Raw genomic sequence first — 25,708 nt, 5'->3', positions numbered from 1 at the left:
ACGTGCTCCGGGGCGTCCCTCCGCGGCCTCGGCTAGCGGATCTTGATGGTGATCGTCGAGCCCTTCGGCGCCTTGTCCCCGCCCTTGACCGACTGGCTCTTCACCGTGTCGCCGAACAGGCCCAGCAGACCCCGGTCCTCCTCGACCTGGAAGCCCGCGGCCTCGAGCGTCTTCTTGGCGTCGTCGACGTTCTGCCCCGTCACGTCCGGCACCGCGACCATCTCGGGGCCCTTGGACAGCGTCAGCGTGACGGTGTCGCCCTGGCCGGCCTGCTTGCCCGCGCCCGGCGACTGCCGGGCCACCTTCCCGGCGTCGTACTCCGAGGTGACCTGCGTGTCGGCGATCTTCACCTGCAGGCCCGCCTCCTGCAGCTTCGAGGTGGCGTCGTCGATGGAGTCGCCCCTGACGTCGGGCACGTCCACCGGGCTGCCCTTGCTGACGACGAGCGCGATCGCCGAACCGCCGTGCCGCTCGGTCCCCGCCCCCGGGTCCGTGCCGATCACGGAACCCTTGGGCACGTCCGCGCTGAACGCCTGTGTGACCATGCCCGGCACCAGCCCGGCCTTCCTCAGCCGGTCCTGGGCCTCGCCCAGCGCGTAGCCCTTGAGGTCGGGCACCCGCACCGTCTCGGGACCGTCCGAGAGCGTCAGCGTCACCGCGTCGTGGGAGCGGATCCGCGTCCCCGCCGCCGGGTCGGTGCTGATCACCGTGCCGCGCCTCACCGTGTCGCTGTAGGCGTGCTTGACCTGCTTCACCTCGAGGCCGGCCGCCTTCAGCCGGGACCGCGCGTCGGCCTCCGTCTTCGCCAGCAGCGGCGGGACCTTGGTGAACTGGCCGGAGTTGATGTACCAGACCCCCGTACCGACACCGAACACCACCAGCACGGCGAGGACCAGCGCGTACAGCCCGCGCCGGGGCCGAGCCGGGCGCCGGGGCGGCTCGGGGGGCGGGGCCTGAAGCCGGCTCGTCCGGTTGAGGACGGCCTCCCCGGCGTCCACACCGCCGGCCGGCAGCAGGCGCGGGATCACGCTCGTGCGGTCCTCGGCGATGTCGTGCTCCGCGGCGAGCGCTCCCGGCGGCACGGCGTCCAACTGCTCGTCCGAGAGCGCGCCGCGGGCTTGCAGCACCTGCCCCAGCAGCGCCACCGCGTCCGCCGGGCGCAGCTCGGGGTTGCGCGCGGTCGCCGACGCGACCACGTCGTCGAGTTCGACGGACAGCCCGGGCACGGTCGCCGACGGCGGCGGCACGTCCTCGTTCAGGTGCTGGTACAGCACCTGGGCGGGGGAGTCGCCGTGGTGCGGCTTGGCTCCGGTCAGCATCTCGTAGAGGACGACCCCGCACGCGTACACGTCGACCCGCGGGTCGGCCGTGCCCTGCTCGATCTGCTCCGGGGCGAGGTACGAGACGGTGCCGAGGACGGCGCCCGTGGTGTTCGTGACGGTGTCCACGGCCCGGACCAGGCCGAAGTCGGCCACCTTGACCCGGCCGTCGTCCCCTATGAGGACGTTCTCCGGCTTCATGTCCCGGTGCACGAACCCGGCGCGGTGCGCCGCCCCCAGGGCGGCCAGCACCGGCTCCAGGATGTCCAGGGCCGCGCGCGGCTGCAGCGCCCCGCGCTCGCGCAGCACGTCCCGCAGGGTGCAGCCGGCGACGTACTCCATGGCGAGGTAGACGTACGACCCGTCGGCACCTTGATCGAACACCTGCACGACGTTCGGGTGGTCGAGGCGGGCGACCGACTTGGCCTCCCGTATGAAGCGCTCGACGAACGAGCCGTCGGCCGCCAGCGCCGGGTGCATCACCTTCAGCGCGAGCACACGGTCCAGTCGCGTGTCCAGGGCCCGGTAGACCGTGGCCATCCCGCCGACCGCGATCCGTGCGTCGACGCGATAGCGGCCGTCGAGCACCTGCCCGACGAGAGGGTCCTGAAGGGTCGTATCCACGCCGGTGAGTCTACGAGGGACCACTGTCGGCCCCGGCCGCCGCGGGGAGACCGGGGCCCTACTGCAGCCGACCTGTGACGCACGCCTCCCGGCACCGCTCAGAAGGCCGGCCGCTCCGGATCCAGCCGGGCCAGGCCCTCCGTCGGCGACGACGCCTCCGCGAAGTGCCGGCGCGGGATACGGCCGGCCCGGCGCGCGAGCCGGCCCGCCTCCACCGCGTGCCGCATGGCCTCCGCCATCAGGACCGGCTCCTGCGCCCGGGTCACCGCGGAGGCGAGCATCACACCCGCGCACCCCAGCTCCATCGCCAGCGCCACGTCCGACGCCGTCCCGGCCCCGGCGTCCAGGATGACCGGCACGCGCGCGTGCTCCACGATGAGCTGGAAGTTGTGCGGGTTGCGGATGCCGAGCCCGGAGCCGATCGGAGAGCCGAGCGGCATGATCGCGGCGCAGCCGACGTCCTCCAGCTTCCGGGCGAGCACCGGGTCGTCGTTCGTGTACGGCAGCACGGTGAAGCCGTCGTCCACCAGCGTCTCGGCCGCCTCCAGCAGCTCGATCGGGTCCGGCAGCAGGGTCCGCTCGTCGGCGATGACCTCCAGCTTGACCAGATCCGTGCCGAGCGCCTCGCGCGCGAGGCGGGCGGTGAGCACGGCCTCGCCCGCGGTGAAGCAGCCCGCGGTGTTCGGCAGCACCCGGATGCCCAGCTTGTCGAGCACGGACAGGACCGAGCCGTGCACCGAGGCGTCGACGCGCCGCATCGCGACCGTCGTCAGCTCCGTGCCGGACGCCACCAGCGCCCGCTCCAGCACGTCCAGGCTGGGCGCGCCACCGGTCCCCATGATCAGCCGGGACGAGTAGGCGGTACCCCCGAGGACGAGGGGATCGTCAGCCATGGGTCAGCCTCCTTGGACGGCGGTGAGGACCTCGACGCGGTCCCCCTCGCTGAGGGACGTCGACGCCCACTGCGCGCGCGGGACGACGGTTTCGTTGACGGCGGCGGCCACCCCCGAGGGGGCCGCGGTCAGGCTCCGCACCACCGCGTCGAGCACGACACCCGGGGCGACCTCGCGGGCCTCCCCGTTGACCGAGATGTTCATACGGATCGCTCCGAGAGTACGGCGGCGGTGAAACGCCGCGGGGTGAAGGGACGGGCCTCCTCCGGCAGCTCACCGGTGGTCAGCACGTGCGCCATGACGTCGCCGGTGACCGGGGTGAGCAGGACGCCGTTGCGGTAGTGGCCGGTGGCCAGCAGCAGGCCGTCCAGCTCGGTCGGGCCGAGCAGCGGCGCGTTGTCCGGGGAGCCCGGGCGCAGTCCGGCCCGGGCCTCGGTGAGCGGCAGCTCGGTGATCCCGGGCACCAGCTCGTGCGCGTCCCGCAGCAGCTCGTACACCCCGCCCGCGGTGACCGTGGTGTCCCAGCCCAGCTCCTCGCTGGTCGCGCCGACCACCAGCTCGCCGTTCTCGCGCGGCACCAGGTAGATCGCGCCGCCGCGGACGACGGCGCGCACCGTACGGCTCAGGAACGGCGCGTACCGCTTCGGCACGGTCAGCCGCAACACCTGCCCCTTCACGGGACGGATGGGCGGCAGGACGGCCTCCGGGACGCCCGCGAGCCGCCCGCTGAGGCTGCCCGCGGCGAGCACGACCTGCCCGGCGGCCAGCTCGGTGCCGTCGGCGGTCCGCACCCCGGCGGCACGCTCCCGCACCACCGTGAGCCGCTCGGCCCACACCCGGTGGAAGACGACCCCGGCACGTTCGCAGGCGGTCACCAGGGCCGCGGCGAGCCGGCGCGGGTCGATCTGGTGGTCGCCGTCGACCCTGAGGCCCCCGCGCACGCCCGGCGCGAGCATCGGCTCCAGACGGCGGCACTCGCGCCCGCTCAGCCACTCCGACGCCAGGCCCGACCGCTGCTGGAGGGCGTGCAGTTCCCGCAGCTCGGCGCGGTCGTCGGCGTCGAGCGCGACGGCGAGCGTGCCGCAGCGGCGGTAGCCGAGGTCCCGGCCGGTGGCCTCGGCCAGCTCGGCGGCGAAGTCCGGGTAGCGCCGCGCGGAGGCGAGGTTCAGGGCGAGCAGCCTCTGCTCGCCGTAGTGCAGCTCGGTGACGGCGGCCAGCATCCCGGCGGCCACCTGCGCGGCTCCGCCGCCGGGCTCCGGATCCACCACGGCGGTGGCGAACCCGCGCTGCGCCGCCCGCCAGGCGGTCACGAGCCCGATGATCCCGCCCCCGATGACGAGGACGTCCGACACGGTCGACGCGCCGCGCGCGCTCGACGGTCCGTCCGGTGTACGCGACATGGGCGTCCAGCCCCTCCCTTCGCCGGCATGACCCGGATCAGGTTCGTACGGTCGGAGGCCGTCCCAGCCTCCCTCTCAGCCCGGTGCGCCGGGCTCCCGCGAGTGCTTTACGTGGCAACCCTAGCCCGCACGGCACCGCCCTTGTAAGACAGCCTCCGCTCGGCCCGAGGGGCTGTGCAGGACGTCACTCAGCACGCCCCCTGACTGACAATTCGTCAGTTGTCTATGGTGATCAGGTGAGCGAGCAGACGCAGGCACGGGGCGGAACGGCACGGCGCGTCGTCGTCGTGGGCGCGGGCATGGCCGGGGTGCAGACCGCGGTCGCCCTGCGGGAACAGGGCTTCACCGGCAGCGTGACGCTCATCGGGGCGGAGCCGCACCAGCCGTACGACAGGCCGCCGCTGTCCAAGGCCGTCCTGCTCGGCAAGGCCGAGGGATCCGCCTTCGACGTGGACTTCGAGGCGCTGGAGATCGAGCTCCGGCTCGGCCGCGAGGCGACCGGCCTGCGCCCCGGGGACCACGAGCTGGACACCGAGCGGGGCCCCGTGCCGTACGACGTCCTGGTGGTGGCGACCGGTGCGGAGCCGATCCGGCTGCCGGGCGCGGAGGGCGTCCCGGGCGTCCATCTGCTGCGCACGCTGGACGACGCCGAGCGGCTGCGGCCGGTGCTCGCCCGGCAGCACGACATCGTGGTCGTCGGCGCGGGCTGGATCGGCGCGGAGTTCGCCACCGCCGCACGCGAGGCGGGCTGCGCGGTGACCGTGGTGGAGGCCGCGGACCGGCCGCTCGCGGGGGCGCTGCCCGCGGAGGTGGCGGCGCCGATGACGGCCTGGTACGCGGACAGCGGTGCCGAATTGCGGACGCACGCGCGTGTGGAGCGCATCGAGCCGGGCGCGGTGGTGCTGGACGACGGCTCCCGGGTGCCGGCCGGGGCGGTGGTGGTGGGCATCGGCGCCCGGCCCGCCACGGCGTGGCTGGCGGGGTCCGGGATCGAGCTGGGCGTGCACGGCGAGGTCCTGGCCGACGACCATCTGCGCACCTCGGTGCCGGACGTGTACGCGGTCGGCGACTGCGCGTCCTTCCCGTCGGGCCGCTACGAGGAGCGCCTGCTGGTCCACCACTGGGACAACGCCCTCCAGGGGCCGCGTACGGTGGCCGCGAACATCATCGGTCAGACGCCGGTGGCCTACGACCCGGTGCCGTACTTCTGGTCGGAGCAGTTCGGCCGGTTCGTCCAGTACGTGGGGCACCACGCCTCCGCCGACACGACGGTGTGGCGCGGCGACCCCGAGAGCGCGGCCTGGACGGTCTGCTGGCTGCGCTCGGGCCGCCTGGTCGCCCTGCTGGCCGTGGGCCGCCCCCGGGACCTCGCCCAAGGCCGCCGCCTGATCGAATCGGGCACCCCCATGAACCCCGCCCTGCTGGCGGACCCGTCCCGCCCCCTGAAGGAGGCGACGGCGTAAGGCCCGTCGGTGGAGCGTGGGGCTCCTCCGTGCACAGGGCAGGGGCAGGTGCCGAACCGGCGGCCCCCGGGCGGGACACTCCGGCCCGCCGGCCACACCGCAGCCACCGGCGGCCCGGATCTCCCCTACCGATCCTCGTACGGCACCCCCGGCGTCCCGGATCCCCGTACGGCACCCCCGGCGTTCCGGATCCCCGTGACGACCCCGGGCCACCACCCCCGCCCGGCGGTATACCACCCCCTCCGGCTAACCCCGCCGGAGGCACTCGGCTTCCGACTGTCAGTCCGGGATGGCACGCTTGATCCCGTGACCGAGATTGAAGCAAAGATCGATGCTCTCGTCCCCGCCTGGCTCACCCTGCCCGACATCGCCGAGGCGCTCGGCGTCGAGGTGACCCGCGTGCGGCAGCTGGTCAAGGAGGGCCAGCTCATCGCCGTCCGCCGAGGTGAGAACAAGGCGCTGCACGTCCCCGCCGCCTTCATCGACGGGGACAAGGTGGTCAAGGGCCTGTCCGGCACCCTGACCCTGCTGCGGGACGACGGCTTCACGGTCGAAGAGATGATCGAGTGGCTCTTCACCCCGGACCCGACCCTGCCCGGCACCCCCGCGCAGGCTCTCAGCGAGAATCGCGGTACGGAGGTGAAGCGCCGCGCGCAGGCGCTCGCCGTCTGATCCGATCCAGCCTGATCGGACCTGACCGGATCGGACCCGGCCCGATCGGGCCCGACCCGTTCGCCCCGACCTGATCGGGCCCGACCCGTTCGGCCCCGACCCGATCGGGCCGGCTCCGGTCTGATCGGGACCGCACACAAGAAGAACCGTCCGGCGTACGGGCCGCGGGCACCGGAACGCGCCCCGGCCCCGGCCGACCGCGCCCGCCGCGGCCCGTACGCCACCGACAACGGGGGACCACCACCGTGCCCGACACCGCCCGCCTCGCCGACGCCCGCGTCTACCTGTGCACGGACGCCCGCAGGCGCCAGGGCGACCTCGCCGAGTTCCTCGACGCGGTCCTCGCCGGCGGCGTCGACATCGTGCAGTTGCGCGACAAGGGCATGGAGGCCGCCGAGGAGCTGGAGCACCTTCAGGTCTTCGCCGAGGCATGCGCCCGCCACGGCAAGCTCCTGGCGGTGAACGACCGCGCGGACGTGGCCCACGCCGCCCGCTCCGACGTCCTGCACCTCGGCCAGGGCGACCTCCCCGTCCCCGCGGCCCGCGCCATCCTCGGCGACGACATCCTCATAGGCCGCTCCACGCACTCCGAGGCGGAGGCGGAGGCCGCCGCCGTCCAGGAGGGTGTGGACTACTTCTGCACCGGCCCCTGCTGGCCCACCCCCACCAAGCCCGGCCGCCCCGCCCCCGGCCTCGGCCTGGTCCGTCACACCGCCGCGCTCGGCACCGACCGCCCCTGGTTCGCCATCGGCGGCATCGACCTCGGCAACCTGGACCAGGTCCTCCAGGCGGGCGCCCGCCGCGTGGTGGTCGTCCGCGCGATCACCGAGGCCGACGACCCGGGCGCTGCGGCGGCCGAGTTCGCCAAGCGGCTGCGCACGGCGTAGGAGCAGCCGGAAGCCCCTCCTGCCGCACCTTGTCCGATGGGTGGACAACAAATCGACAATTCGGGCAAATCCAGGGCGTGCGGTTGGGGGACCGCCGCCCCCTGGCTAACCTGCGACTATGGCCCTCGGAACCGCATCCACGAGGACTGATCGCGCACGCACCGTGCGTGACATCCTCGCCACCGGCAAGACGACGTACTCGTTCGAGTTCTCGGCGCCGAAGACCCCCAAGGGTGAGCGGAACCTGTGGAGCGCGCTCCGGAGGGTCGAGGCGGTCGCCCCGGACTTCGTCTCCGTCACCTACGGTGCCGGCGGTTCCACCCGTGCGGGCACGGTCAAGGAGACCGAGCAGATCGTCGCCGACACGACGCTCACCCCGGTCGCCCACCTCACCGCGGTCGACCACTCCGTCGCCGAGCTGCGCAACATCATCGGCCAGTACGCCGACGCCGGGATCCGCAACATGCTCGCGGTGCGCGGCGACCCGCCCGGCGACCCCATGGCCGACTGGGTGCCGCACCCCAGGGGGCTGACCTACGCGGCCGAACTGGTCCGGCTCATCAAGGAGTCCGGCGACTTCTGCGTCGGTGTCGCCGCCTTCCCGGAGATGCATCCCCGCTCCAGCGACTGGGACACCGACGTCGCGCACTTCGTCGACAAGTGCCGGGCCGGCGCCGACTACGCGATCACGCAGATGTTCTTCCGGCCGGAGTCGTATCTGCGCCTGCGCGACCGGGTCGCCGCGGCCGGCTGCGACACCCCGGTCATCCCCGAGGTCATGCCCGTGACCAGCGTGCGGATGCTGGAGCGGCTGCCCCAGCTCAGCAACGCCGCCATCCCCGCCGTTCTGAAAGAGCGGATCCTCGCCGCGAAGGACGATCCGGCGGCGGTACGCTCGATCGGCATCGACTTCGCCACGGAGTTCTGCGCGAGGCTGCTGGCCGAGGGGGTCCCCGGGCTGCACTTCATTACACTCAACAACTCCACGGCGACGCTGGAGATCTACGAGAACCTGGGCCTGCACCACCCGCAGCGGGCCTAGACCGCCGCACCCGTATGCGACACACTGCGTAGCGGCCACTGGGAGAGGGGCGTACATGGGCTGGACGGTCCTCTACATCGCGTTCGGCGTCGTCGCGCTGTGGTTGCTCGGCGAAGTGCTGCTGCAGTACAAGGCACGCCTGCGCTGGCGGCTGCTCGCGTTCGTCGGATTCCTCGGCGTCGTGTTCGGCGTTCTGATCCCCTCCGTGCTGGTCATCGCCGTGGGCGCCGCCGCCTTCGCGGTCGGGCAGACCTATGTCACCCTGTCGTTCCGCCGCGGATTCGCCGCCGGCTGGGCGGTCGGCAACCGTCCGCGCGAGGGCGCGGGCGCCGGCAGCAAGCGCCGCCGGGGCGAGAAGGCCCGCCAGGAGCCGGCGCCGGAGGACGACGACCTCGAGCAGGCGGCCGCGACGACGACGATGCCCGCCGGAACGTACCAGCAGGCCGACGCGTACGACGAGGACGACCACGACGACGTCTTCACCCGCCAGGGAACCACCCCGCCCGCGGAGACCGCGGCCGAGGCCACCGCCGTGTACGAGCCGCAGCCCCTGCCCGAGGAGACCGGCTCCTACGGCGTCTACACCGGCAACGGCTACGCCGCCGGACAGCCCCAGGAGCAGCAGGCCTACGCCTACGACGGCTACTCCGGATACGGCCAGCAGCAGTACGGCTACGAGGGCGGCCAGCAGCAGTACGCCGGCTACTCCGACCCGTACCAGGGCACGGGCTCCTACGGCGGCGGCTCGTACGACACCACGTACGGCGGCGAGCAGCAGTACGGACAGCAGGCGTACGGCCAGGACCAGTACGCCACCGGCACCTACGGGGCGACCCCGCCCGGCGGTGTCTGGGTGCCCCAGCAGCGCACCACCGACGACGCGCTCGGCGGCGAACTCCCGCCGCAGCAGCCGTACCCGTACCAGGGCGACGGCACCGCGCACGGCAACGGCTACGACGAGCGCTACCGCTTCTGACCGGTCAGGGCCCGCGGCCCCCGGGACGTCACTGAGAGCCCCGGAAGTCCGGTCCCTCCACGATGAGGCCGGCCACCAGGGCGCCCGACATGCCGGCGTGGGGGAGACCTCCACCGGGATGGGACCAGCCGCCGACCGTGAACAGGCCCGGCAGGCGGGTGCTGTTGGACGGCTGCAGCAGCCGACCCCCGGCCGCCGCGAGAGCCGGCGCCGGAACCGCGCCACCGGGCGCGCCGGTGTCCTCCGCGATGTCGGCGGGGGTGCGCACCTCGCGCCACAGGACACGGTCGGCCAGGCCGGGTATCGCACGCTCGGCGGCGGCGACGATCCGGTCCACGTCGGACTCCGTGACGACGGTCCCCGAAGGCACCGTGACCGTCAGCGTGACCGCCTCGTGCGCCGTGTCGGGCACCAGCGCCGGGTCGTCCGGGCGCAGCACGGTCACCGTCGGCGACGGCGGAAGTCCGGCGGGCTCCGCGAACAGCCGGTCCAACTCGCGCTCGCGGTCGGCCGTGTGGACGACCGTCCGGTGTGCGGCACCCTCCGGCCGGCCCCCGCGCAGCGCCAGCAGCACCGTCAGCCGTCCGGGCATCCCGCGCTGCGGCGCGACCTCGTCCGCAGCGCGCGCCGCCGTCCCCGGGACCAGGCGGTCCAGAACGGTGGGCGCGACCCCGGCCACCACCAGGTCGGCCTCCGCCACCGCGCCCGTCCCGGTGCTGGGGGAGGTGCCCCCGGCCAGCTCCACGCCCGCCGCCCGGCCGTCCTTCTCGACGATCCCCGTGACCTCGGCGCCGAAGACGAACTCCACCCTGCGGGCCAGGCACCGCTCGTACAGGGCACGCGCCAACTCCCGCATCCCGCCCCGCACGTACCAGGTCCCGAAGGCGTGCTCCATGTACGGCAGCACCGCCGCGCTCGCCGGGGCCGTCCGCGGGTCCAGGCCGTAGGCCAGGGCATGGCTCTCCAGCAGGGCCACCAGGCGCGGATCGCGCAGCTCCCAGGCGCCGACCTCGGCGAGCGTGCCGGCCCGCCGGGTGCGCAGCAGCCTCTTGTGCGGCACCGCCGGGTACGGCTCACGCTCGGCCAGCATGGTCCAGTTTGGCCACAGCGGCTCCTCCAGGAGCGGCCGGCGCGTGCGGTCCCAGGCCTCGCGCGCCCGCACCAGGAAGTCGCCCCAGCGCCCGCCCGCGCCCGCACCCAGCGCCGCATCCAGCGCGGACACCACGCCCGCGCGCGAGGCGTTGGGCAGCGCCACCTCGGTGCCGTCCGCGAAGACGTGCCGTGACGACGGGTCCACCTGGACCAGCTCGACGCAGGCCTCCAGCGGCTCCTTGCCGGTCTTGACGAACAGATCGCGGTAGACCGCCGGCAGCGGCAGCAGGCCCGGGCCGGTGTCGAAGGAGAAGCCGTCGCGGGAGAAACGGCGCACCGCACCGCCGTACGTCTCCGTACGTTCGTACACCACCACCCGGTGGCCCGCGACGGCCAGCCGGGCGGCGGCCGCCATCGCGCCCATTCCGGCGCCGATCACCGCAGTCCGTGCCATGCCTGCGACTTTATCGGCCGCCGCCGACACTCCGGCCGCGGGCCTGTGACCGGCGCTTTCCGGCATCGCCGTGCCTGGGGGTGAGCGCCCAGGTCTGAGTATCCGTACTCAGGCGGAGAGATGAGTACCTTCGCGGATGGGGCCCGACGTGCGCGGACGGGAGAGTGGAGGCACGGAACGGGGCACGGCTCCGGCACCGCCGACACGGGGCGGCGGAACGGTGCCGGCCCTCGACCGCTCCTTCCGCCGGCACTCGTCCGGTGGAAGCGAGGCAGGGGGAGACCCGGGGGAAGGACCGACCGGGGGGTCGAACGGGGGACACGGGGGCACGACGGAGTGCCGGTTCGAGGCGGCCCGCGAAGGGCGCGGCCGCCACGAGCCGGCGCTTTCGTCTGCGGCCGCCACGATCCGGCGCTTTCGTCCGCGGCCGTCACCGGCCCGGCCGGCCATGCCGCCTACCGGCCGCCGCTCACGCGCCCCTGGATCAGTCGCGAGAGTGCCGCGTGGACGTCGTCCAGGGAGCGCTCCGGCTGGAACGACTGCCAGTCCAACGCCGCCACCAGCACCATGCCGACGAGCGCCGCCGCCGTCAGCGGGACGTCGATCTCGCCGCTGAACTCGCCGCTCTCCACACCCGCGCGCAGCACGTCCTCGATGGCCGCGACGACCTGCTGCCGGACCACCATGAGCGTGGACTGCCAGGCCCGGTTGGTGCGCCACAGCTCGGCCACATACAGCTGGGTGAAGGACGGGTAGCGGGCGATGAAGGCGAGCCCGGCGCGGATCATGGCGTCCAGGGCGTCCACCTTGGTCCCGCCCGCCAGGTCGCTCTGCTCGGCCGCGTCCCTGAGGGAGGCGGTGAGGAGTCCCACACCGTGCCGCAGCAGCTCCTCGAAGAGGACGGACTTGCTCGCGAAGTTGTAGTAGACCGTGCCCTTCGCGACCCCGGCCCGCTCGGCGATCTCGTCGACGGTGGTCGCGGAGAACCCCTGCTCCGCGATCAGGGTGACGGCCGCCTCGTAGAGCTTCTGCCGGGTCGCCTCGCGGCGGCTCGAGCCGCCCGACGTAGCGGCGCTGCTGCGTTCCATGGCCCTGATTCTCACAGGAACGGCCCGGTGGGGCGGCCCCGACCTCACAGGTTCAGCTCCGGGTGCAGCCGGTCCAGCGTCCACACCTGCCTGCGCCGGGCGGACAGGGCGGTGAGCGCGAGGGCCCCCGCGGTGAACGCCGTGAGCACGGCGCAGGCCTGCCACACGGGTCCCAGACCGCCGCCGGTGATGAGCCGGCGCAGCGCTCCGACGACGTAACTCATCGGCAGGAAGGGGTGGATGGCGTTGAAGAAGCCCGGAGAGGTCTGCACGGGGTAGGTGCCGCCCGCGGACGTCAGCTGGAGCATCAGCAGGGCGAGGACGAGGATCCGGCCGGCTGCCCCGAAGCGCGCGTTCAGCCACTGGACGAGTGCCGCGAAGCACGCAGCGACCAGGAACAGGAACCCGATCGTCCCTGCCGCCCGCGTCATCCGCAGACCGATCGCCCAGTGCAGTACGGCCATCAGGGCGGCCGTCTGCAGCACGCCCACGGCGGCCACCGGCAGCCAGCCCGCCAGTGCGATCCGCCAGGCGGAGGCGCCCGCGGCGAGCGCGCGCCGGTTCATCGGCGGGATCAGCATGTACGCCACCATCGCGCCCACCCACAGGGACAGCGGGATGAAGTACGGGGCGAAACCGGTGCCGTAGTTGGGCGCGTGGTGCAGGTCCCTGGAGGCGAGCTGCACCGGGTCCGCCATCACCTGGGTGCGCCGGTCGCGGTCCTGCTTGTCGTAGTCGGGGATCCTGCCCGCGCCGTCGTGCAGGCCGCCGGCGAGCTTGCCGGAGCCGTCGGCGAGCTTGTACATGCCGCCGTTCAGATCGATGGCGCCCGTCTCCAGCGCGCCGATTCCCGAGTCCAGGTCGGCCGCCCCGGCCCGGGCGGTGCCGAGGCCGGTGTGCAGGGTCCGGGCCCCCTTGGCGACCTCTGCGGCGCCCTTGTTGAGCGCATCCACCTTGGAGACCGCGTCGTCGAGGTCGTCCGACAGGTGCGGTGCCGCCTTGGCGAGCGCCCGGGCCTGCCCCTGGAGGGTCTTCAGGTCCTGCTGCATGGCGGTCATGTCGCCGTGGTAGTCCTGCACCACGGTGTTCACGTCCTCGGCGAGCCGTGCCGCGTCCGCCGCGGCGTCCTTCGCCTGCTTCAGGTCCTGGCACGCGGGGTCGGGCAGGACCTGGTTCACACAGCGCTTCCGGTACACCGCGTCCAGCGTCTCGGAGGCTTCCCGCGTGCCCTTCTCGGCGATGGGAGCCGTGGTGACGAAGGCGTCGAGGTGCTCGCTGATGACACCCGCCGAGTCGGCCACCAGGGTCGCGGTGTCGGCGATCTGCCGGCCGTCCTTCTTCAGGAAGGGCCGCACCTGGCCGGCCGCGCCGTGCACCCGGTCGGCGAGCGCCTGGGTGCCGTCCGCGACCTGCTGGGCGCCGTCCTGGAGGGCGCCCGCTGCCTGGTCGAGCTTGTTCAGGCCGCTGGAGAGCTTTCCGCTGCCGCTCTTGGCTTCCCTCAGCCCGTCGGCCAGGTCCTTGGAGCCCTTCTCCGCCTTGCCGATCCCGCCCGTGAGCCGGTCGGCGCCGTCGGCGGCCCTGACGGTCGCGCCGTGGATGTCGGAGAACGAGATGAAGATCCGGTCGAAGAACGACCGCGAAGCCTTCGTGGAGGCCGCCGCGCGCACCTCGGCGAACACCGTCTTGGAGATCTGCCCGACGATGTAGTTGTTGGCGTCGTTCGTCCGCACCTGGAGGGCGCCCGTCTCGGGGGAGCCACCGGAACTGGAGGCGATCTTGGCGCTGAAGTCGGACGGCATGGTCAGCGACAGGTAGTAGGTGCCGTCCTCGACGCCCTTCCGGGCTTCGGCGGCGCTCATCCGGTGCCACTCGAAGGTGTCGCTCCTGAGCAGCCCCTTGACGAGGTCGTCGCCCGCGGTGAGCCTCCGGCCGGCCACGGTCGCCCCCTTGTCGTCGTCGACGAGCGCCACGGGGATGCGGTCGAGCCGCCCGTACGGGTCCCAGAACGACCACAGGTACAGGGCACCGTAGAGCAGCGGCAGCAGCAGGAGCGCGACCAGTGCCGCACGCGGCAGCTTCCCTCTGCCGAACCGCCTGAGCTCAAGCGCGGCCAGTTTCGGCGAGCGCATCCGCCGCCTCCTTGTCGTCGTCGCCGTCTTGGTCCTGGGTTTCGTCGGCCGGCCCGTCGGCGGCGGTCTCCTCGCGCGCGTGGCGCGCGCCGGGCGCCGTGGACACCACGACCGCGTCCTCGGGTGGCTCGGTGCACACCGCGAGGACGGTCGTCCCGTCCTCGGTCAACGACCTCAACAGGTCCCAGGCCTCCGCCCGTTCGGCGGGGGACAGCTTGAGGTCGGCGTCGTCGACGGCGAGCAGGCGCGGCCGTCCGATCAGGGCCAGTGCCACGGACAGCCGCAGGGCCTCCAGTCGCTCCAGGTCCCGTACGGCGGTCCGGCGGCCCTTGGGCAGCGTTTCCGGGTCGAGTCCGGCGGCGTCGAGGGCGGTGTCGATCCGGCGTGCCGTCTCGGCCGCCCTCCCCCCGGCGAGCAACGTGCGCAGGGAATCACCGAACCGGCGTTCCAGCAGCGCGCGTTCGCGCAGGTGCTCGCCGACGGTCAGCGCCGGGTCGAGGTCGGTGACGCCGGGCACGTGCGCCGGTGCGCTGATCCGGCGCACGGCGGACATCTCCTTGGGCAGCCGGTGCCCGCCGACCGTGGCCCGGCCCTCGCTCGGCCTCATCCGCCCGGTGAGCGCGAGCAGCAGACAGGTCCGGCCCGAACCCGAGGGGCCCACGACGGCGATGAGCGAGCCGGGCCCCGCGTCGAGGTCGACGTCCCGGAAGACCCAGCCGCGCGGTCCCTTCAACCCGAAGCCGGCGGCACTGACGGCGACCCCGGCCGCCGTCTCCTGCATGTCCATGTCCCCCCTCGTTCCCCTGGGTGGGGCACCCAGTCCCGGGGCCCCCGTCACAGGGCCCCGGGAACCCGGTTTTTTTGAACTGACTGGTCAGTGCAAAAACTACTCCGAACCTTTGAACGAAGCAAAAGACCAGGTCAGAACGGATTGTCAGTGCCATACCTCACGATGGGCACATACGGCACCTCGTCTCAGGGTGTGCCGTCACACAGACGACAGGAGGTTCGTCATGGCCAGTCACCACGCAGCCGCCGCACGTCGGCGCCGCGCCACCGGCCCTGCCCCCTCACTGACCGGCCCGGCGAGCGACGTGCACCCCGTGCTGCGCCGGGCCACGGCCCCGCCCGCCGCCCTCGACCTGCTGGCCCAGGCCCGCGCCGCACTGGAGGAGGCCACCCTCCTCGAAACGCCCAACGAGCGGTACGCGACGGCCCATCTGGCGGCCCTGCGCACCGCCGCCGCCGTGCTCGCCGCCCGCGGGCGCCCGGAACCGACCGCGCGGCGCCGCGCCAAGATCCGGAGCGCCTGGGAAGTGCTCCCCGAGATCGCGCCCGAACTCACCGAGTGGAGCGCGCTGTTCGCCTCCGGCGCCGCCCGCCGCGCCCGCGCCGAAGCCGGTATCCGGGGTGCGGCCGGCACCCGGGACGCGGACGACCTGATACGGGACGTGGCGATGTTCCTGCGCCTGGTCGAGCGGATGCTCGTGCTCCAGCCGGTGCTTCCACAGCCGCGCCAGGACGGGAAGCGGGAGATGCCGGACGCGGGGTGACGGTTCCGGGCGGGGCGAGGGGTCCGGGTCGGGCGCCGGAGGCAATAGGGTGGAGGCGCCTGAAGTCTTTCGCCCTGGTAACGGGGGTCGGAAGGCCGTCCGATCGCTCCGCCGAACACCAGGCGGTGCCGCGCCGAGGAGTCAACTGCCGTGTCGGACCCTACTCGCCCCCGCGCTGCTCTCCGTACCGCCGTGGTCTGGGAGGTCCTCAAGGATGCCCTCGACCGCCGGGTCAAGGCCACGGGGCGGGACGTGCTGGACGTCCTCGACACCGGTGGCGGCAGCGGTAACTTCGCCGTGCCCGTAGCCCGCCTCGGCCACCGCGTCACCGTGGTCGACCCCAGCCCGAACGCTCTGTTCGCGCTGGAGCGCCGGGCCGCCGAGGCCGGCGTCGCCGACCGGGTGCAGGGCGTGCAGGGCGACGCGCACGGCCTGTTCGACGTGGTCGAGCGCGGCGGCTACGACGCGGTGCTCTGCCACGGCGTCCTGGAGTACGTCGACGACCCCGCCGAGGGCGTCCGCAACGCCGTCGCGGCGCTGCGCCCTGAAGGCGTCCTCAGCCTGCTCGCCGCGGGCCTCGGCGGCGCCGTGCTCGCGCGCGCCCTGGCCGGGCACTTCAAGGAGGCCCGGCAGGCGCTCCAGGACCCGAACGGCCGCTGGGGCGAGGGCGACCCCGTGCCGCACCGCTTCACCGCGCAGCAGCTCACCGCGCTCGTCGAGGACGCGGGCCTGCGCGTGGGCGCCGTACACGGCGTGCGGGTCTTCGCGGACCTGGTGCCCGGGGTGCTGGTGGACACCGAGCCGGGCGCGCTGGAGGCGCTGCTCGGGCTGGAGGCCGCGGCGGCCGAGTCCCCGGCGTTCCACTCCGTGGCGACGCAGCTTCACGTGCTCGGTGAGACGGCGGGGGCCGCCGAGGCCTGAGGGGGCCGTCGTGGGCCCCGCTGATCAGCGGCTTGGCGGCGGATGGAGTACGCCACAGGCCCCCCGATCGGGCGGTCCGCGCCGTATGATCGAGGGAGACCGACCGGCATGACGGCTCGGCCACTGGGGAATGAAGATCTCAGTGAGCCGGGACGGGCGTGGCGGATTCCGGTTGGCCAATTGGCGTAGAGGGGCGGGTTTCAAGGGGGCGATTCCCTGCCTATCCTGAAGGGGACCCCCGGTCGCCCCGGCGACTGCACGATGAGGAGGACTCCGTGCCGCTCTCGGAGCACGAGCAGCGCATGCTCGAGCAGATGGAGCGAGCGCTGTACGCCGAAGATCCCAAGTTCGCGTCGGCGCTTGAGGGAAGCGGGCTGCGTACGTACACCCGGCGGCGGGTCTACCAGGCGGTCGCGGGCTTCCTCGTGGGTATCGCGCTCCTCATGGCCGGAATGGTCGCGAAGCAGATCTGGATCAGCGTGGTGGGATTCCTCGTCATGCTGGGCTGCGCGGTGCTCGTCGTGACCGGTTGGCGCAAGGTACCGAAGCCGGGCGAGCAGGGCGCGCCGGGCATCCGTCGGCAGGTGCGCCCGCGGCGGCCCATGATGGACCGCATCGAAGAGCGCTGGCAGCGTCGACGGGACGAACAGGGCCAGTAACAGCAGACATGAGGCACAGGGGCGACCGGACGGTCGCCCCTGTTGCTGTATCCGGCACCGAACAGCCGCAGCGGCCCGGCGCCGTTCGCTGCACGCGCGGGGCGAGGGGCGCCACCGGGCTCGCAGACGCCGGCCGAGGGCGCCTGTCCGACGGGCTCGTGCGACTGCACCCCGAGCTGCGGCGGGCTCCGGGCCGAAGGGGCCGCTCGCGTTCGGGCTCCCGGCCTGAGCGGGGGCTCTCCGATAGACCCCCGGGGCTCCGGTCGGTCCTCGGGGCTCTCCGGTCAGTCCTCGGGGCTCCGGTCGGTCCGCGGGGCTCTCCGGTCGGTCCGCGGGGCTCCGGTCGGTCCTCGGGGCTCTCCGGTCAGTCCTCGGGGCTCTCCGGTGAGCCCTCGGGGCTCCGGTCGGTCCTGGTGGCTCCGGTCGATCCTCCGGGCTCCGGTCGGCTCCGGTAACCCCGGGTCGGTCCCCAGGGCGTGGAGACCGGCCCCAGCGGCCTGTTCTGCGGGCCGCAGCACCGGCCTCCGTCGGAGTCCGGGGCCGGACGGCGTCCGCTCGCGCTCGTCCACCGGACCGGCCCCGCTGCCCGGATGCCGGGACTGGCCACGCTGCCACGATGCCGGGACTGGCCACGCTGCCCGTGTGCGGGGGTTGGCCCCGCTGCCCCTGTGCCGGGAGGCGGGAGGCGGGAGGCAGGAGGCGGGAGGCGGTGCGGACCTTCCGGCCGCCGACCTGGACGCGTCGGCCGCGCCGGCGGTCGCGCTCAGTGGTCGGTGCGGCCCGCCCCGTGTCCAGGCGGGCCGCACCCGTGTCAGCTCCCCTGCTGGCCCGAGGGGCGGCGTATCAGGGCCGCCCAGCGCGTCGTCCAGTGGGCCTTCAGGCCGGCCCAGCGGTCCGCCGCCGCCCATACCGCCCGCATCGCCGACGGCGGCGCCACGAGCGCGCGGAGGCGGGTCCGGCGGCCGGCCGTGGAGCGCAGGGAGGCGCGCAGCTTGCGTACGTCGTCCACCAGGCCCGTCTGGGACCGCGGCTCCGGCGCGAACAGCACCTGCTCCACCGCACCCGCCACCCGGTGCACGGCCTCGGCCGTCTCGGGGTCCACCCGGCCGAGCCGCACGATCCGCTCGGCCGCCTTCCGCGGGGTCAGCGCGTCGTCCGGTGCGATGCCGTAGTCCCACGCCGTGTCCGTGAGCTCCCGCCAGACCGCCAGCGTGTGCCCCGGGGAGACCTGCGGCGCCTGGTTCGAGGGGGTCTCACCGGGCAGTGCGGTCATCCCGATACCGTCCGCGTACCCCCCGCCTCCGCGATCCCTGCGGCGGACGCGGGCGAGCGGCAGGGCCGACGGAGCGTGCTGCGCGGAGGCCAGGCGCACCGACCGGCTCCTGAGCCGCCACAGCATCGGCGTCAGCGGCACCGCCACCAGCACCAGACCCAGCAGGGCCCAGAACAGCACCCGGTACCAAGGCGGCCCGTCGTCCCCGGAGCCCCCCGCGATGTGCGAGGACTGGCTGGGGCACCCTTCCAGCCTCCGCACGGTCGCCGAGCAGCTCTCGCTCGCCGACGGAGCGGCGGACGGCGCCGTCGCCGACGACAGCGACGGCCGCGGCACCACCGGAATCTCCCCGGTCGGCGTGTTCGACTGCGTGTACGACGGGGTCGAGCCCCGGTTCGGGGTCGGCTCGAAACGGGTCCAGCCCACGCCCTCGAAGTACAGCTCAGGCCACGCGTGCGCGTCCCGCAGCCCCACCGACATGGAACCGTCCGCCTGCGGCGACCCCGGAGTGAACCCGACCGCCACCCGCGCCGGTATCCCCAGCGTGCGCGCCATCGCGGCCATCGCGAAGGAGAAGTGCACGCAGAAGCCCTGCTTGTCCTTGAGGAACCGGGCGATGGCGTTCGGCCCGGTCCCGACCTGCACCTGCGTGTTGTAGGTGAAGCCGCCGTTGACCGCGAAGTAGTCCTGGAGCTTGACCGCCTGCTCGTAGTGGTTCGACGACCCGGCCGTCACCCTGCGGGCCGTCTGCGCGACCACGGCGGGCAGCGAGGACGGGACCTTCGTGAACTCGCGTTTCAGCGATGCCGGCGGCTCCGGCGCATCGGCCAGCTGCTCCGCCGTCGGCTGCAGGATCAGACTCTTGACGTCGTACTGCACGCCCCGTGTGTTCTGCCCGTGGTCGCCGACGAGCGTGCGGCCCACCGGCTCGTACCGCCAGCTTCCCTTGATCTTCACGCTCGTCGCCGGGTACGGCATCGGCAGCCAGTCCTGCGCGTACCAGTCGGCAGCCGAGATCCGCGTCTCGATCTCGGTCCGCCGCACGCTGCCCGCGAGCCCGGTGGGCGTGGGGAGCGTGTCCGGCACGGCGGTGATGTGCCGCTGGGCGGGCTTCCAGGTGGTGCCGTCGAAGTCGTCCAGGGCGACGATCCTCAGGTACATGTCCTGGGTGTCGTCCGTGTTGGTGCGGTACGCCATCACCTGGCGGTCCTGGTCCACGTTCAGGCTGTCGCGCAGCGACACCAGCGGGTTGACCGCGGAGATCGTGTTGCCGTCGCCCAGCCCCACGCCCGCTCCGCCCCCGGTGCCGTCCAGCAGCCCGCCCCGCAGCGAGGGCAGGGCCAGGGGCACCACCAGGGCGACGCCCAGCGCGACCGCGCCGATCCGCCGTCCGGTGCGCACGGGGGCCACCGCGCCCCCGGAGTCGGCTTCCCGGGCGCGTGGACCGCCGCCGAAGACCCGCCCCCATTGGGAGAGCCGGTCCCGGCCCTCGGCCAGCAGCAGCATCAGATAGCCGCCCGCGGCCACCAGGAACCACAGCCAGTCGGAGGCGCCGTGCGACAGGGCCGTGGCCACCGCGTACAGCGCGAGCAGGGGCAGTCCGGCCGGGGCCGCCGCGCGGAACGTCACGGCCAGCGCGTCCACCAGCAACCCGATCACCAGCACCCCGCCGACCGTCATCAGCCGGATCCCGGGCGTCAGCGGCGCCGGGCTCGTGTACCGCCCGACGTCCTCGCCGCCCGACTGCAGCAGCTCCCCGAAGTGCCGGAAGGCGTCGGGGCCGGGGATGAACCCGGCGAGGGACTGCTCCCGGGCGAAGACCAGCGTGAGCAGCGACAGGGCGACCACCACCTGGCAGGCGAGGGTCAGCGGACGCGCCAGCGGCACCCGCCGGGTCGCCGCGCCCACCCCGGTCACCGCCGCCACCAGCAACGCCGCCTGGACCAGCCAGGTCGCCGGGGACACCAGGGGCAGCAGGGCACACGACGTCATCAGCGTCGCCGCCGCGGCACAGAGCGCGAGACGCGCCCGCCCGCTCACGACCGTCCCTCCGCACCGCTCACGGCGCCCACGCCCGTGCGCTGCCGGTCCGCCTCGCGCCACAGATCCGTCAGGGATACGCCCCGGGGGACGGGCAGGGCGGTCCAGCCCGCGTCGCGCAGCAGCCGCAGCCGCTCCTCGCTGCGGTCCCACGGGCCCGGCACGTCGGCCGGTTCACGTCCCCAGGCGTCGCTGTCCAGCACGAACGCGAGCGCGCCGCCGCTGCGCCCGCTCATCTTGGCGGCCACCGCGGTCTGCTCCTCGTCGAGATCGCCGAAGAACGCCACCAGCAGCCCCTCGTTCCCGCCCCGCAGCACGTCGTAGGCGCGCGAGAGGCCCGCACCGTCCGAGTGGTCGATCACGGCGAGTGTGTCCATCATCAGCCCGGCCGCGTCCGCGGATTCCTGGCTCGCGCCCGCGAACCCCTCCGCGCCCTCACCGGGCACCGAACTGCCCGTGTCGGTCAACAGCCGCACCGAGAAGCCCCGTTCGAGCATGTGCACCAGGGTGGACGCCGCGCCCGTCACCGCCCACTCGAAGGCCGAGTCAGGGCCCGCACCCCGGTAGGCGATCGCTCGGGTGTCGAGCAGCACCGTGCACCGGGCCCGCTGCGGCTGCTCCTCCCGGCGCACCATCAGCTCGCCGTAGCGCGCGGTGGAGCGCCAGTGCACCCGGCGCAGGTCGTCGCCGTACCGGTAGCCCCGCGGGATCACGTCGTCCTCACCGGCCAGCGCCAGCGAGCGCTGCCGCCCGTCGCCGTACCCCTGCGCCTCACCCGCGAACCTGACCGGCGGCAGCGGTTCCACGCGCGGGATGACCGTCAGGGTGTCGTACGCCGAGAAGGAGCGGGTCAGCTCGCACATCCCGAAGGGGTCGGTCAGCCGGAGCTGGAGCGGGCCCAGCGGATACCGGCCGCGCAGGTCCGAGCGCACGCGGTAGGACACCTCGCGGCGGCCGCCCGCCTCCACCCGGTCCAGGACGAACCGGGGGCGCGGCCCGAGGACGTAGGGCACCCGGTCCTGGAGCATCAGCAGCCCGGTGGGCAGCCGCGAGACGTTGTCCATCCGCAGATGCACCCGCGCCTCGGAGCCCGCCGGCACCCGCGAGGGGGACAGGCGGCGGCTGCCCGCGACCCGGTAGCGCGTGCGGTACAGCACGGTCGCGCACGCCAGGGGCAGCACCGCGAGCAGGACCCCGACCCGCAGCAGCTCGCTCTGGCCGAGGACGTAGGCGCAGATCGCGGCGGCGACACCGGCGGCCAGGAAGGACCGGCCGCGCGTCGTCAGCCCGGCGAGCGCGGTGCGCAGCCCGCCCCGGTCCTCCTCGGCGGTGCGGGCCGTCCCCCCGTAGCTCATCAGAGCCTCCGGGGCGGCTGCTGGCCGAAGTCGCGGCCCATGGTGAGGCCGGACTGCTGCGGGGGCGCCGCGGGCACCGGGGTGCTCTGCAGGATGTCCTGCACGACCTGTTCCGCCGTGCGGCGGTTGAGCTGGGCCTGCGCGGTGGGCAGCAGCCGGTGGGCGAGGACCGCCACGGCGAGCGCCTGAACGTCGTCGGGCAGCGCGTACTCCCGGCCGGCCAGGGCGGCGGATGCCTTCGCCGCGCGCAGCAGGTGCAGCGTGGCGCGCGGCGAGGCGCCGAGTCTGAGGTCGGGGTGCGTACGCGTGGCGGCGACCAGGTCCACCGCGTAGCGGCGGACCGTCTCGGCGACGTGGACGCCGCGGACGGCCTCCACCAGCTTCACGATCTCGTGTGCGTGCGCCACGGGCTGGAGGTCGTCCAGGGGGTTGACCCCGCCGTGGATGTCGAGCATCTGCAGTTCGGCGTCGGGGCTGGGGTAGCCGATGGAGACGCGGGCCATGAAGCGGTCGCGCTGGGCCTCGGGCAGCGGATAGGTGCCCTCCATCTCCACCGGGTTCTGCGTGGCGACCACCATGAAGGGGCTGGGCAGTTCGTACGTCTGGCCGTCGATGGTGACCTGCCGCTCCTCCATCGACTCCAGGAGCGCGGACTGGGTCTTGGGCGAGGCGCGGTTGATCTCGTCGCCGATCACGATCTGGGCGAAGATGGCGCCCGGCTTGAACTCGAAGTCCCGCCGCTGCTGGTCCCAGATGGACACGCCCGTGATGTCCGAGGGCAGCAGGTCGGGCGTGAACTGGATGCGCCGCACCGAGCAGTCGATGGACCGGGCCAGTGCCTTGGCGAGCATGGTCTTGCCCACGCCGGGGACATCCTCGATCAGAAGATGCCCCTCGGCGAGCAGCACGGTCAGCGAAAGCCGTACGACCTCGGGCTTGCCCTCGATCACTCCTTCCACCGATCTGCGGACGCGCTCCACAGTGGCGGTCAGATCAGTGAGGCTCGCTCGATCGTCATAGGTCGTCACCCGGCCCTCCTCGGCCCGTTTCTTTCTCCGGGCCGACGCTCTGCTGTGCGGACCGGCCCACCCCGAAACACGGACACCACGCGTGTGAAGTTCCGCGTGACGCCACAACCCGCATTCTTGCCGCCGTTACCGATTCGTGTCACTCGCCTGTGGATAACTGGCCGTGATATGTCGGCCTTACGGGCTTTTTGGCACACCAGGGTGGGGATCCTTGTCCGAATGGACTTCCGACTCCGGCGTGCTGACGGCGGGTGGAGTACGGGGTGGGAGCCCGGAACGGGCCGTTACGCCGGCTCGACCTCCCGCAGCAGACCCGTCTTCACGTCGAACACGAAACCGCGCACGTCGTCCTTGTGCAGCAGGAACGGCGAGGTGCGCACCCGCTGCATCGACTGCCGCACGTCCTGGTCGGCGTCGCGGAACGCCTCGACCGCCCAGGAGGGCCGCTGGCCGACCTCCATCTCCAGCTCGTGCCGGAACTCCTCGGTCAGCGACTCCATGCCGCAGCCCGTGTGGTGGATGAGCACGATGCTGCGGGTGCCGAGCGCCCGCTGGCTGATGGTGAGGGAGCGGATCACGTCGTCGGTGACCACGCCGCCCGCATTGCGGATGGTGTGGCAGTCGCCCAGCTTCAGGCCGAGCGCGGCGTGCAGGTCGAGCCGAGCGTCCATGCAGGCCACCACGGCGACGCGGAGCACGGGACGGGCGTCCATCCCGGGATCGGTGAACGCGGCGGCGTAGCGCTGGTTGGCCTCGACGAGGCGATCGGTGACGGGGCCGGTTATGGCGCCTTCGGGGCCGACGGGTACGGATGCGGAAGTCGTCATACCCATGACGTTACTGGTCACAAGCGATCTCGGCCTGCTGTGGGAGGGGACAAAGAACGCCACCGCGACTTGTTGTGACGCAACGCACACAGGCGGGAGGCATCCACCGGGCGGGTGAGTCCTTTCGAATACCGCCGCCGCGGCGGGCCGGTGGCGCCACGCACAGCCCCGTTGATTGACCGCGAGACAGGGTGGACTAAAGTGACGCGAAGCGGGAGGCGAGACGCTCTCCCCGCGGACTGTTCACCCCCGGAGACGTCGGCGGGCGCCGATGCCTCCCCGCGTGCGCGGCGCGTACGTACGGCTCGGCCTCCTCCCGCTCCCGGTCGGCTGACGCTTCCGGCGCCGGCAGGCCGCCTTTTCGAGCGGGCGGGGACCTGGCGGTGCGATGCGGCCGCGCCGGATCTGAGAGGCCCCCTTGACCCAGAGCCGACACGTGCCCGTCATGCTCCGGCAGTGCCTGGACATGCTGGCTCCGGCCCTCGCCGAGCCGGGCGCCGTCGTCGTCGACTGCACCCTGGGGCTCGGCGGCCACAGCGAGGCCCTGCTGACGCACTTCCCCCAGGCCCGGCTCATCGGCCTCGACCGGGACAAGGAGGCGCTGCGCCTGTCGGGAGAGCGCCTCGCCCCCTTCGGCGACCGCGCCACGCTGGTGCACGCGGTCTACGACGAACTGCCCGACGTGCTCGCCCGGCTGGGCATCCCGCGCGTCCAGGGCGTCCTCTTCGACCTGGGCGTCTCCTCCATGCAACTCGACGAGGCGGAGCGCGGTTTCGCGTACGCCCAGGACGCCCCGCTCGACATGCGCATGGACCAGACGGCGGGCATCAGCGCCGCCGAGGTCCTCAACACCTACCCGGCCGGCGACCTCGTGCGGATCCTGCGGACGTACGGCGAGGAGAAGCAGGCCAAGCGGATCGTGTCGGCGATCGTGCGCGAGCGCGAGAAGGAGCCGTTCACCAACAGCGCGCGCCTCGTGGAGCTGATCCGCGACGCGCTGCCGCAGGCGGCCAAGCGGACCGGCGGCAACCCGGCCAAGCGCACGTTCCAGGCGCTGCGCATCGAGGTCAACGGCGAACTGGCCGTCCTGGAGCGGGCGATCCCCGCGGCCGTCGGGGCGCTGTCCGTCGGCGGCCGGATCGCCGTGCTCTCCTACCACTCGCTCGAGGACCGCCTGGTCAAACAGGTGTTCGCGGCGGGTGCGGCGAGCACCGCGCCCCCCGGCCTGCCGGTCGTCCCCGAGCGCTACCAGCCCCGGCTCAAGCTCCTCACCCGCGGTGCCGAACTTCCCACCGACGAGGAGATCGCCGAGAACCGCAGGGCGGCCCCGGCACGCCTGCGCGGCGCCGAGCGCATCCGTGAGGACGTCGAGTGAGCCAGGGCGCCGAGTGAGCCGTACGACGACCGAGTGAGCCGCACGAAAGGGGTGGGCGAGTGAGCAGGGGACGCGAGGCGGGTGTGGAAGCGCGGCGGGAGGGCGTGTGAGCGGCACACCCGAACTCAGGGGCCGGGCGGCCCGGCTCGCCCGGCTGATCCCCGCGGGCCGCAGCCGGGCCGCCCGCACCCCCTTCGTGCTGCTGGTCGTCCTGCTGCTGGGCGGCGGCCTCATCGGGCTCCTGATGCTGAACTCCGCGCTCAGCGAGGGCGCGTTCCAGCTCGACGACCTGCAACGGCAGACCAAGAGCCTCACCGACGAGGAACAGGCCCTCCAGCGGGACGTGGACGCCTACTCCGCCCCCGACGCCCTCCAGCGCCGGGCCCGCGAACTCGGCATGGTCCCCGGCGGCGACCCCGCCTTCCTGAGCCCCGACGGCACCGTCAAGGGCGTCCCGGGCCCCGGCGGCCAGCAGTCCTCGGCGAGCACCGCCACCGTGCGCCCGCCCGAGGTCCTCGGCGCCCCGGGCCCGGCGGTGGCGCCCTCGCCGTCCCGTTCCACCCATGCGGCGGCCGCCCCTACGGCCGCCTCCCCGAGCCCGTCCGCATCCTCCTCCCCGACCCCCGGCAGGTGACGGA

The 25,708-nt window shown here is 73.5% G+C and carries 22 protein-coding genes and 1 riboswitch; of the genes, 10 read left to right on the top strand and 12 right to left on the bottom strand.

The annotated features are described in order from the left end of the window. Positions 1-32: 32 nt before the first annotated feature. The 4 genes from pknB to thiO form a co-directional block, all read right to left on the bottom strand. Entirely contained in the window at positions 33-1,943 is a 1,911-nt protein-coding gene (gene pknB / locus ACZ4SW_RS06745) for a Stk1 family PASTA domain-containing Ser/Thr kinase (RefSeq protein ID WP_468238812.1), read from the bottom strand. A 98-nt stretch (positions 1,944-2,041) separates the two neighbouring features. Next, entirely contained in the window at positions 2,042-2,836 is a 795-nt protein-coding gene (locus ACZ4SW_RS06740; RefSeq protein ID WP_468238810.1) for a thiazole synthase, read from the bottom strand. 3 nt (positions 2,837-2,839) lie between these two features. Continuing rightward, a complete protein-coding gene (thiS, locus tag ACZ4SW_RS06735) occupies positions 2,840-3,040 on the bottom strand; it encodes a sulfur carrier protein ThiS (protein WP_468238808.1) in 201 nt (66 codons plus the stop codon). Further along, the gene (thiO, locus tag ACZ4SW_RS06730) at positions 3,037-4,236 is read right to left on the bottom strand and encodes a glycine oxidase ThiO (RefSeq protein WP_468238805.1); all 1,200 of its coding nucleotides are present in this window, start codon (positions 4,234-4,236) and stop codon (positions 3,037-3,039) included. The genes thiS and thiO overlap by 4 nt, the downstream gene beginning before the upstream one ends. Beyond that, positions 4,234-4,346: riboswitch (TPP riboswitch) on the bottom strand. It overlaps the preceding gene by 3 nt. Positions 4,347-4,472: 126 nt before the next feature. Between thiO and ACZ4SW_RS06725 the strand changes: the two genes are divergently transcribed. The 5 genes from ACZ4SW_RS06725 to ACZ4SW_RS06705 all read left to right on the top strand — a co-directional run bounded on the left by ACZ4SW_RS06725 (position 4,473) and on the right by ACZ4SW_RS06705 (position 9,276). Further along, positions 4,473-5,699, top strand: coding sequence for an NAD(P)/FAD-dependent oxidoreductase (locus ACZ4SW_RS06725; RefSeq protein ID WP_468238803.1), 1,227 nt, complete (start codon positions 4,473-4,475; stop codon positions 5,697-5,699). Positions 5,700-6,005: 306 nt separating this feature from the next. Further along, positions 6,006-6,371: an Rv2175c family DNA-binding protein gene (locus ACZ4SW_RS06720; protein ID WP_468238801.1), complete on the top strand. Its 366-nt coding sequence runs from the start codon at positions 6,006-6,008 to the stop codon at positions 6,369-6,371. A gap of 245 nt (positions 6,372-6,616) precedes the next feature. Beyond that, positions 6,617-7,258, top strand: coding sequence for a thiamine phosphate synthase (thiE, locus tag ACZ4SW_RS06715; protein ID WP_468238799.1), 642 nt, complete (start codon positions 6,617-6,619; stop codon positions 7,256-7,258). 118 nt (positions 7,259-7,376) lie between these two features. Further along, entirely contained in the window at positions 7,377-8,300 is a 924-nt protein-coding gene (gene metF / locus ACZ4SW_RS06710; RefSeq protein ID WP_468238796.1) for a methylenetetrahydrofolate reductase [NAD(P)H], read from the top strand. Positions 8,301-8,355: 55 nt separating this feature from the next. Next, positions 8,356-9,276, top strand: a complete 921-nt coding sequence (locus ACZ4SW_RS06705) for an SCO2102 family sporulation regulator (protein ID WP_468238793.1) — start codon at positions 8,356-8,358, stop codon at positions 9,274-9,276. Positions 9,277-9,304: 28 nt separating this feature from the next. On the opposite strand, the gene ACZ4SW_RS06700 is transcribed toward ACZ4SW_RS06705, so the two are convergent. The 4 genes from ACZ4SW_RS06700 to ACZ4SW_RS06685 form a co-directional block, all read right to left on the bottom strand. Next, complete coding sequence (locus tag ACZ4SW_RS06700; RefSeq protein WP_468238790.1) at positions 9,305-10,822, bottom strand: phytoene desaturase family protein; 1,518 nt, start codon at positions 10,820-10,822, stop codon at positions 9,305-9,307. 455 nt (positions 10,823-11,277) lie between these two features. Beyond that, a complete protein-coding gene (locus ACZ4SW_RS06695) occupies positions 11,278-11,910 on the bottom strand; it encodes a TetR/AcrR family transcriptional regulator (RefSeq protein WP_468238788.1) in 633 nt (210 codons plus the stop codon). Between the two features lie 44 nt (positions 11,911-11,954). Further along, complete coding sequence (locus tag ACZ4SW_RS06690; RefSeq protein WP_468238786.1) at positions 11,955-14,039, bottom strand: YhgE/Pip family protein; 2,085 nt, start codon at positions 14,037-14,039, stop codon at positions 11,955-11,957. Then, entirely contained in the window at positions 14,011-14,826 is an 816-nt protein-coding gene (locus tag ACZ4SW_RS06685) for an ATP-binding cassette domain-containing protein (RefSeq protein ID WP_468238784.1), read from the bottom strand. Before ACZ4SW_RS06685 ends, ACZ4SW_RS06690 begins: the two co-directional genes overlap by 29 nt. A gap of 226 nt (positions 14,827-15,052) precedes the next feature. Between ACZ4SW_RS06685 and ACZ4SW_RS06680 the strand changes: the two genes are divergently transcribed. The 3 genes from ACZ4SW_RS06680 to ACZ4SW_RS06670 all read left to right on the top strand — a co-directional run bounded on the left by ACZ4SW_RS06680 (position 15,053) and on the right by ACZ4SW_RS06670 (position 17,172). Continuing rightward, positions 15,053-15,592, top strand: coding sequence for an SAV_6107 family HEPN domain-containing protein (locus ACZ4SW_RS06680; protein ID WP_468238782.1), 540 nt, complete (start codon positions 15,053-15,055; stop codon positions 15,590-15,592). A 150-nt stretch (positions 15,593-15,742) separates the two neighbouring features. After that, a complete protein-coding gene (locus tag ACZ4SW_RS06675; protein WP_468238780.1) occupies positions 15,743-16,513 on the top strand; it encodes a methyltransferase in 771 nt (256 codons plus the stop codon). A 275-nt stretch (positions 16,514-16,788) separates the two neighbouring features. Further along, the gene (locus tag ACZ4SW_RS06670; protein ID WP_468238777.1) at positions 16,789-17,172 is read left to right on the top strand and encodes a DUF3040 domain-containing protein; all 384 of its coding nucleotides are present in this window, start codon (positions 16,789-16,791) and stop codon (positions 17,170-17,172) included. A gap of 811 nt (positions 17,173-17,983) precedes the next feature. Here the strand turns inward: ACZ4SW_RS06670 and ACZ4SW_RS06665 are convergent. The 4 genes from ACZ4SW_RS06665 to ACZ4SW_RS06650 form a co-directional block, all read right to left on the bottom strand. Further along, entirely contained in the window at positions 17,984-20,485 is a 2,502-nt protein-coding gene (locus ACZ4SW_RS06665) for a transglutaminase TgpA family protein (protein WP_468238775.1), read from the bottom strand. After that, positions 20,482-21,840: a DUF58 domain-containing protein gene (locus tag ACZ4SW_RS06660; RefSeq protein ID WP_468238773.1), complete on the bottom strand. Its 1,359-nt coding sequence runs from the start codon at positions 21,838-21,840 to the stop codon at positions 20,482-20,484. Before ACZ4SW_RS06660 ends, ACZ4SW_RS06665 begins: the two co-directional genes overlap by 4 nt. After that, the gene (locus ACZ4SW_RS06655; protein WP_468238771.1) at positions 21,840-22,868 is read right to left on the bottom strand and encodes an AAA family ATPase; all 1,029 of its coding nucleotides are present in this window, start codon (positions 22,866-22,868) and stop codon (positions 21,840-21,842) included. Before ACZ4SW_RS06655 ends, ACZ4SW_RS06660 begins: the two co-directional genes overlap by 1 nt. Before the next feature lie 284 nt (positions 22,869-23,152). Then, positions 23,153-23,695 (bottom strand): beta-class carbonic anhydrase, encoded by a 543-nt coding sequence (locus tag ACZ4SW_RS06650; protein ID WP_468238769.1) that lies wholly within the window; start codon positions 23,693-23,695, stop codon positions 23,153-23,155. A gap of 418 nt (positions 23,696-24,113) precedes the next feature. On the opposite strand from ACZ4SW_RS06650, the gene rsmH reads away from it, so the two are divergent. Next, positions 24,114-25,070 carry a 16S rRNA (cytosine(1402)-N(4))-methyltransferase RsmH gene (rsmH, locus tag ACZ4SW_RS06645; protein ID WP_468238767.1) on the top strand — a complete coding sequence of 319 codons (957 nt, stop codon included), beginning with the start codon at positions 24,114-24,116 and terminating at the stop codon, positions 25,068-25,070. 106 nt (positions 25,071-25,176) lie between these two features. Continuing rightward, positions 25,177-25,704: a cell division protein FtsL gene (ftsL, locus tag ACZ4SW_RS06640; RefSeq protein WP_468238765.1), complete on the top strand. Its 528-nt coding sequence runs from the start codon at positions 25,177-25,179 to the stop codon at positions 25,702-25,704. Positions 25,705-25,708 lie beyond the last annotated feature (4 nt).

Source organism: Streptomyces sp. NPDC028331 (genome assembly GCF_055565775.1).
This window is presented reverse-complemented; position numbering and strand designations above follow the sequence as displayed.

Coding starts and splice junctions, on each gene's coding strand:
- ACZ4SW_RS06740 (WP_468238810.1), bottom strand. CDS start 2,836: ATGGCTGACGATCCCCTCGTCCTCGGGGGTACCGCCTACTCGTCCCGG.
- thiS (WP_468238808.1), bottom strand. CDS start 3,040: ATGAACATCTCGGTCAACGGGGAGGCCCGCGAGGTCGCCCCGGGTGTC.
- thiO (WP_468238805.1), bottom strand. CDS start 4,236: ATGTCGCGTACACCGGACGGACCGTCGAGCGCGCGCGGCGCGTCGACC.
- metF (WP_468238796.1), top strand. CDS start 7,377: ATGGCCCTCGGAACCGCATCCACGAGGACTGATCGCGCACGCACCGTG.
- ACZ4SW_RS06705 (WP_468238793.1), top strand. CDS start 8,356: ATGGGCTGGACGGTCCTCTACATCGCGTTCGGCGTCGTCGCGCTGTGG.
- ACZ4SW_RS06700 (WP_468238790.1), bottom strand. CDS start 10,822: ATGGCACGGACTGCGGTGATCGGCGCCGGAATGGGCGCGATGGCGGCC.
- ACZ4SW_RS06695 (WP_468238788.1), bottom strand. CDS start 11,910: ATGGAACGCAGCAGCGCCGCTACGTCGGGCGGCTCGAGCCGCCGCGAG.
- ACZ4SW_RS06690 (WP_468238786.1), bottom strand. CDS start 14,039: ATGCGCTCGCCGAAACTGGCCGCGCTTGAGCTCAGGCGGTTCGGCAGA.
- ACZ4SW_RS06685 (WP_468238784.1), bottom strand. CDS start 14,826: ATGGACATGCAGGAGACGGCGGCCGGGGTCGCCGTCAGTGCCGCCGGC.
- ACZ4SW_RS06680 (WP_468238782.1), top strand. CDS start 15,053: ATGGCCAGTCACCACGCAGCCGCCGCACGTCGGCGCCGCGCCACCGGC.
- ACZ4SW_RS06660 (WP_468238773.1), bottom strand. CDS start 21,840: ATGAGCTACGGGGGGACGGCCCGCACCGCCGAGGAGGACCGGGGCGGG.
- ACZ4SW_RS06650 (WP_468238769.1), bottom strand. CDS start 23,695: ATGACGACTTCCGCATCCGTACCCGTCGGCCCCGAAGGCGCCATAACC.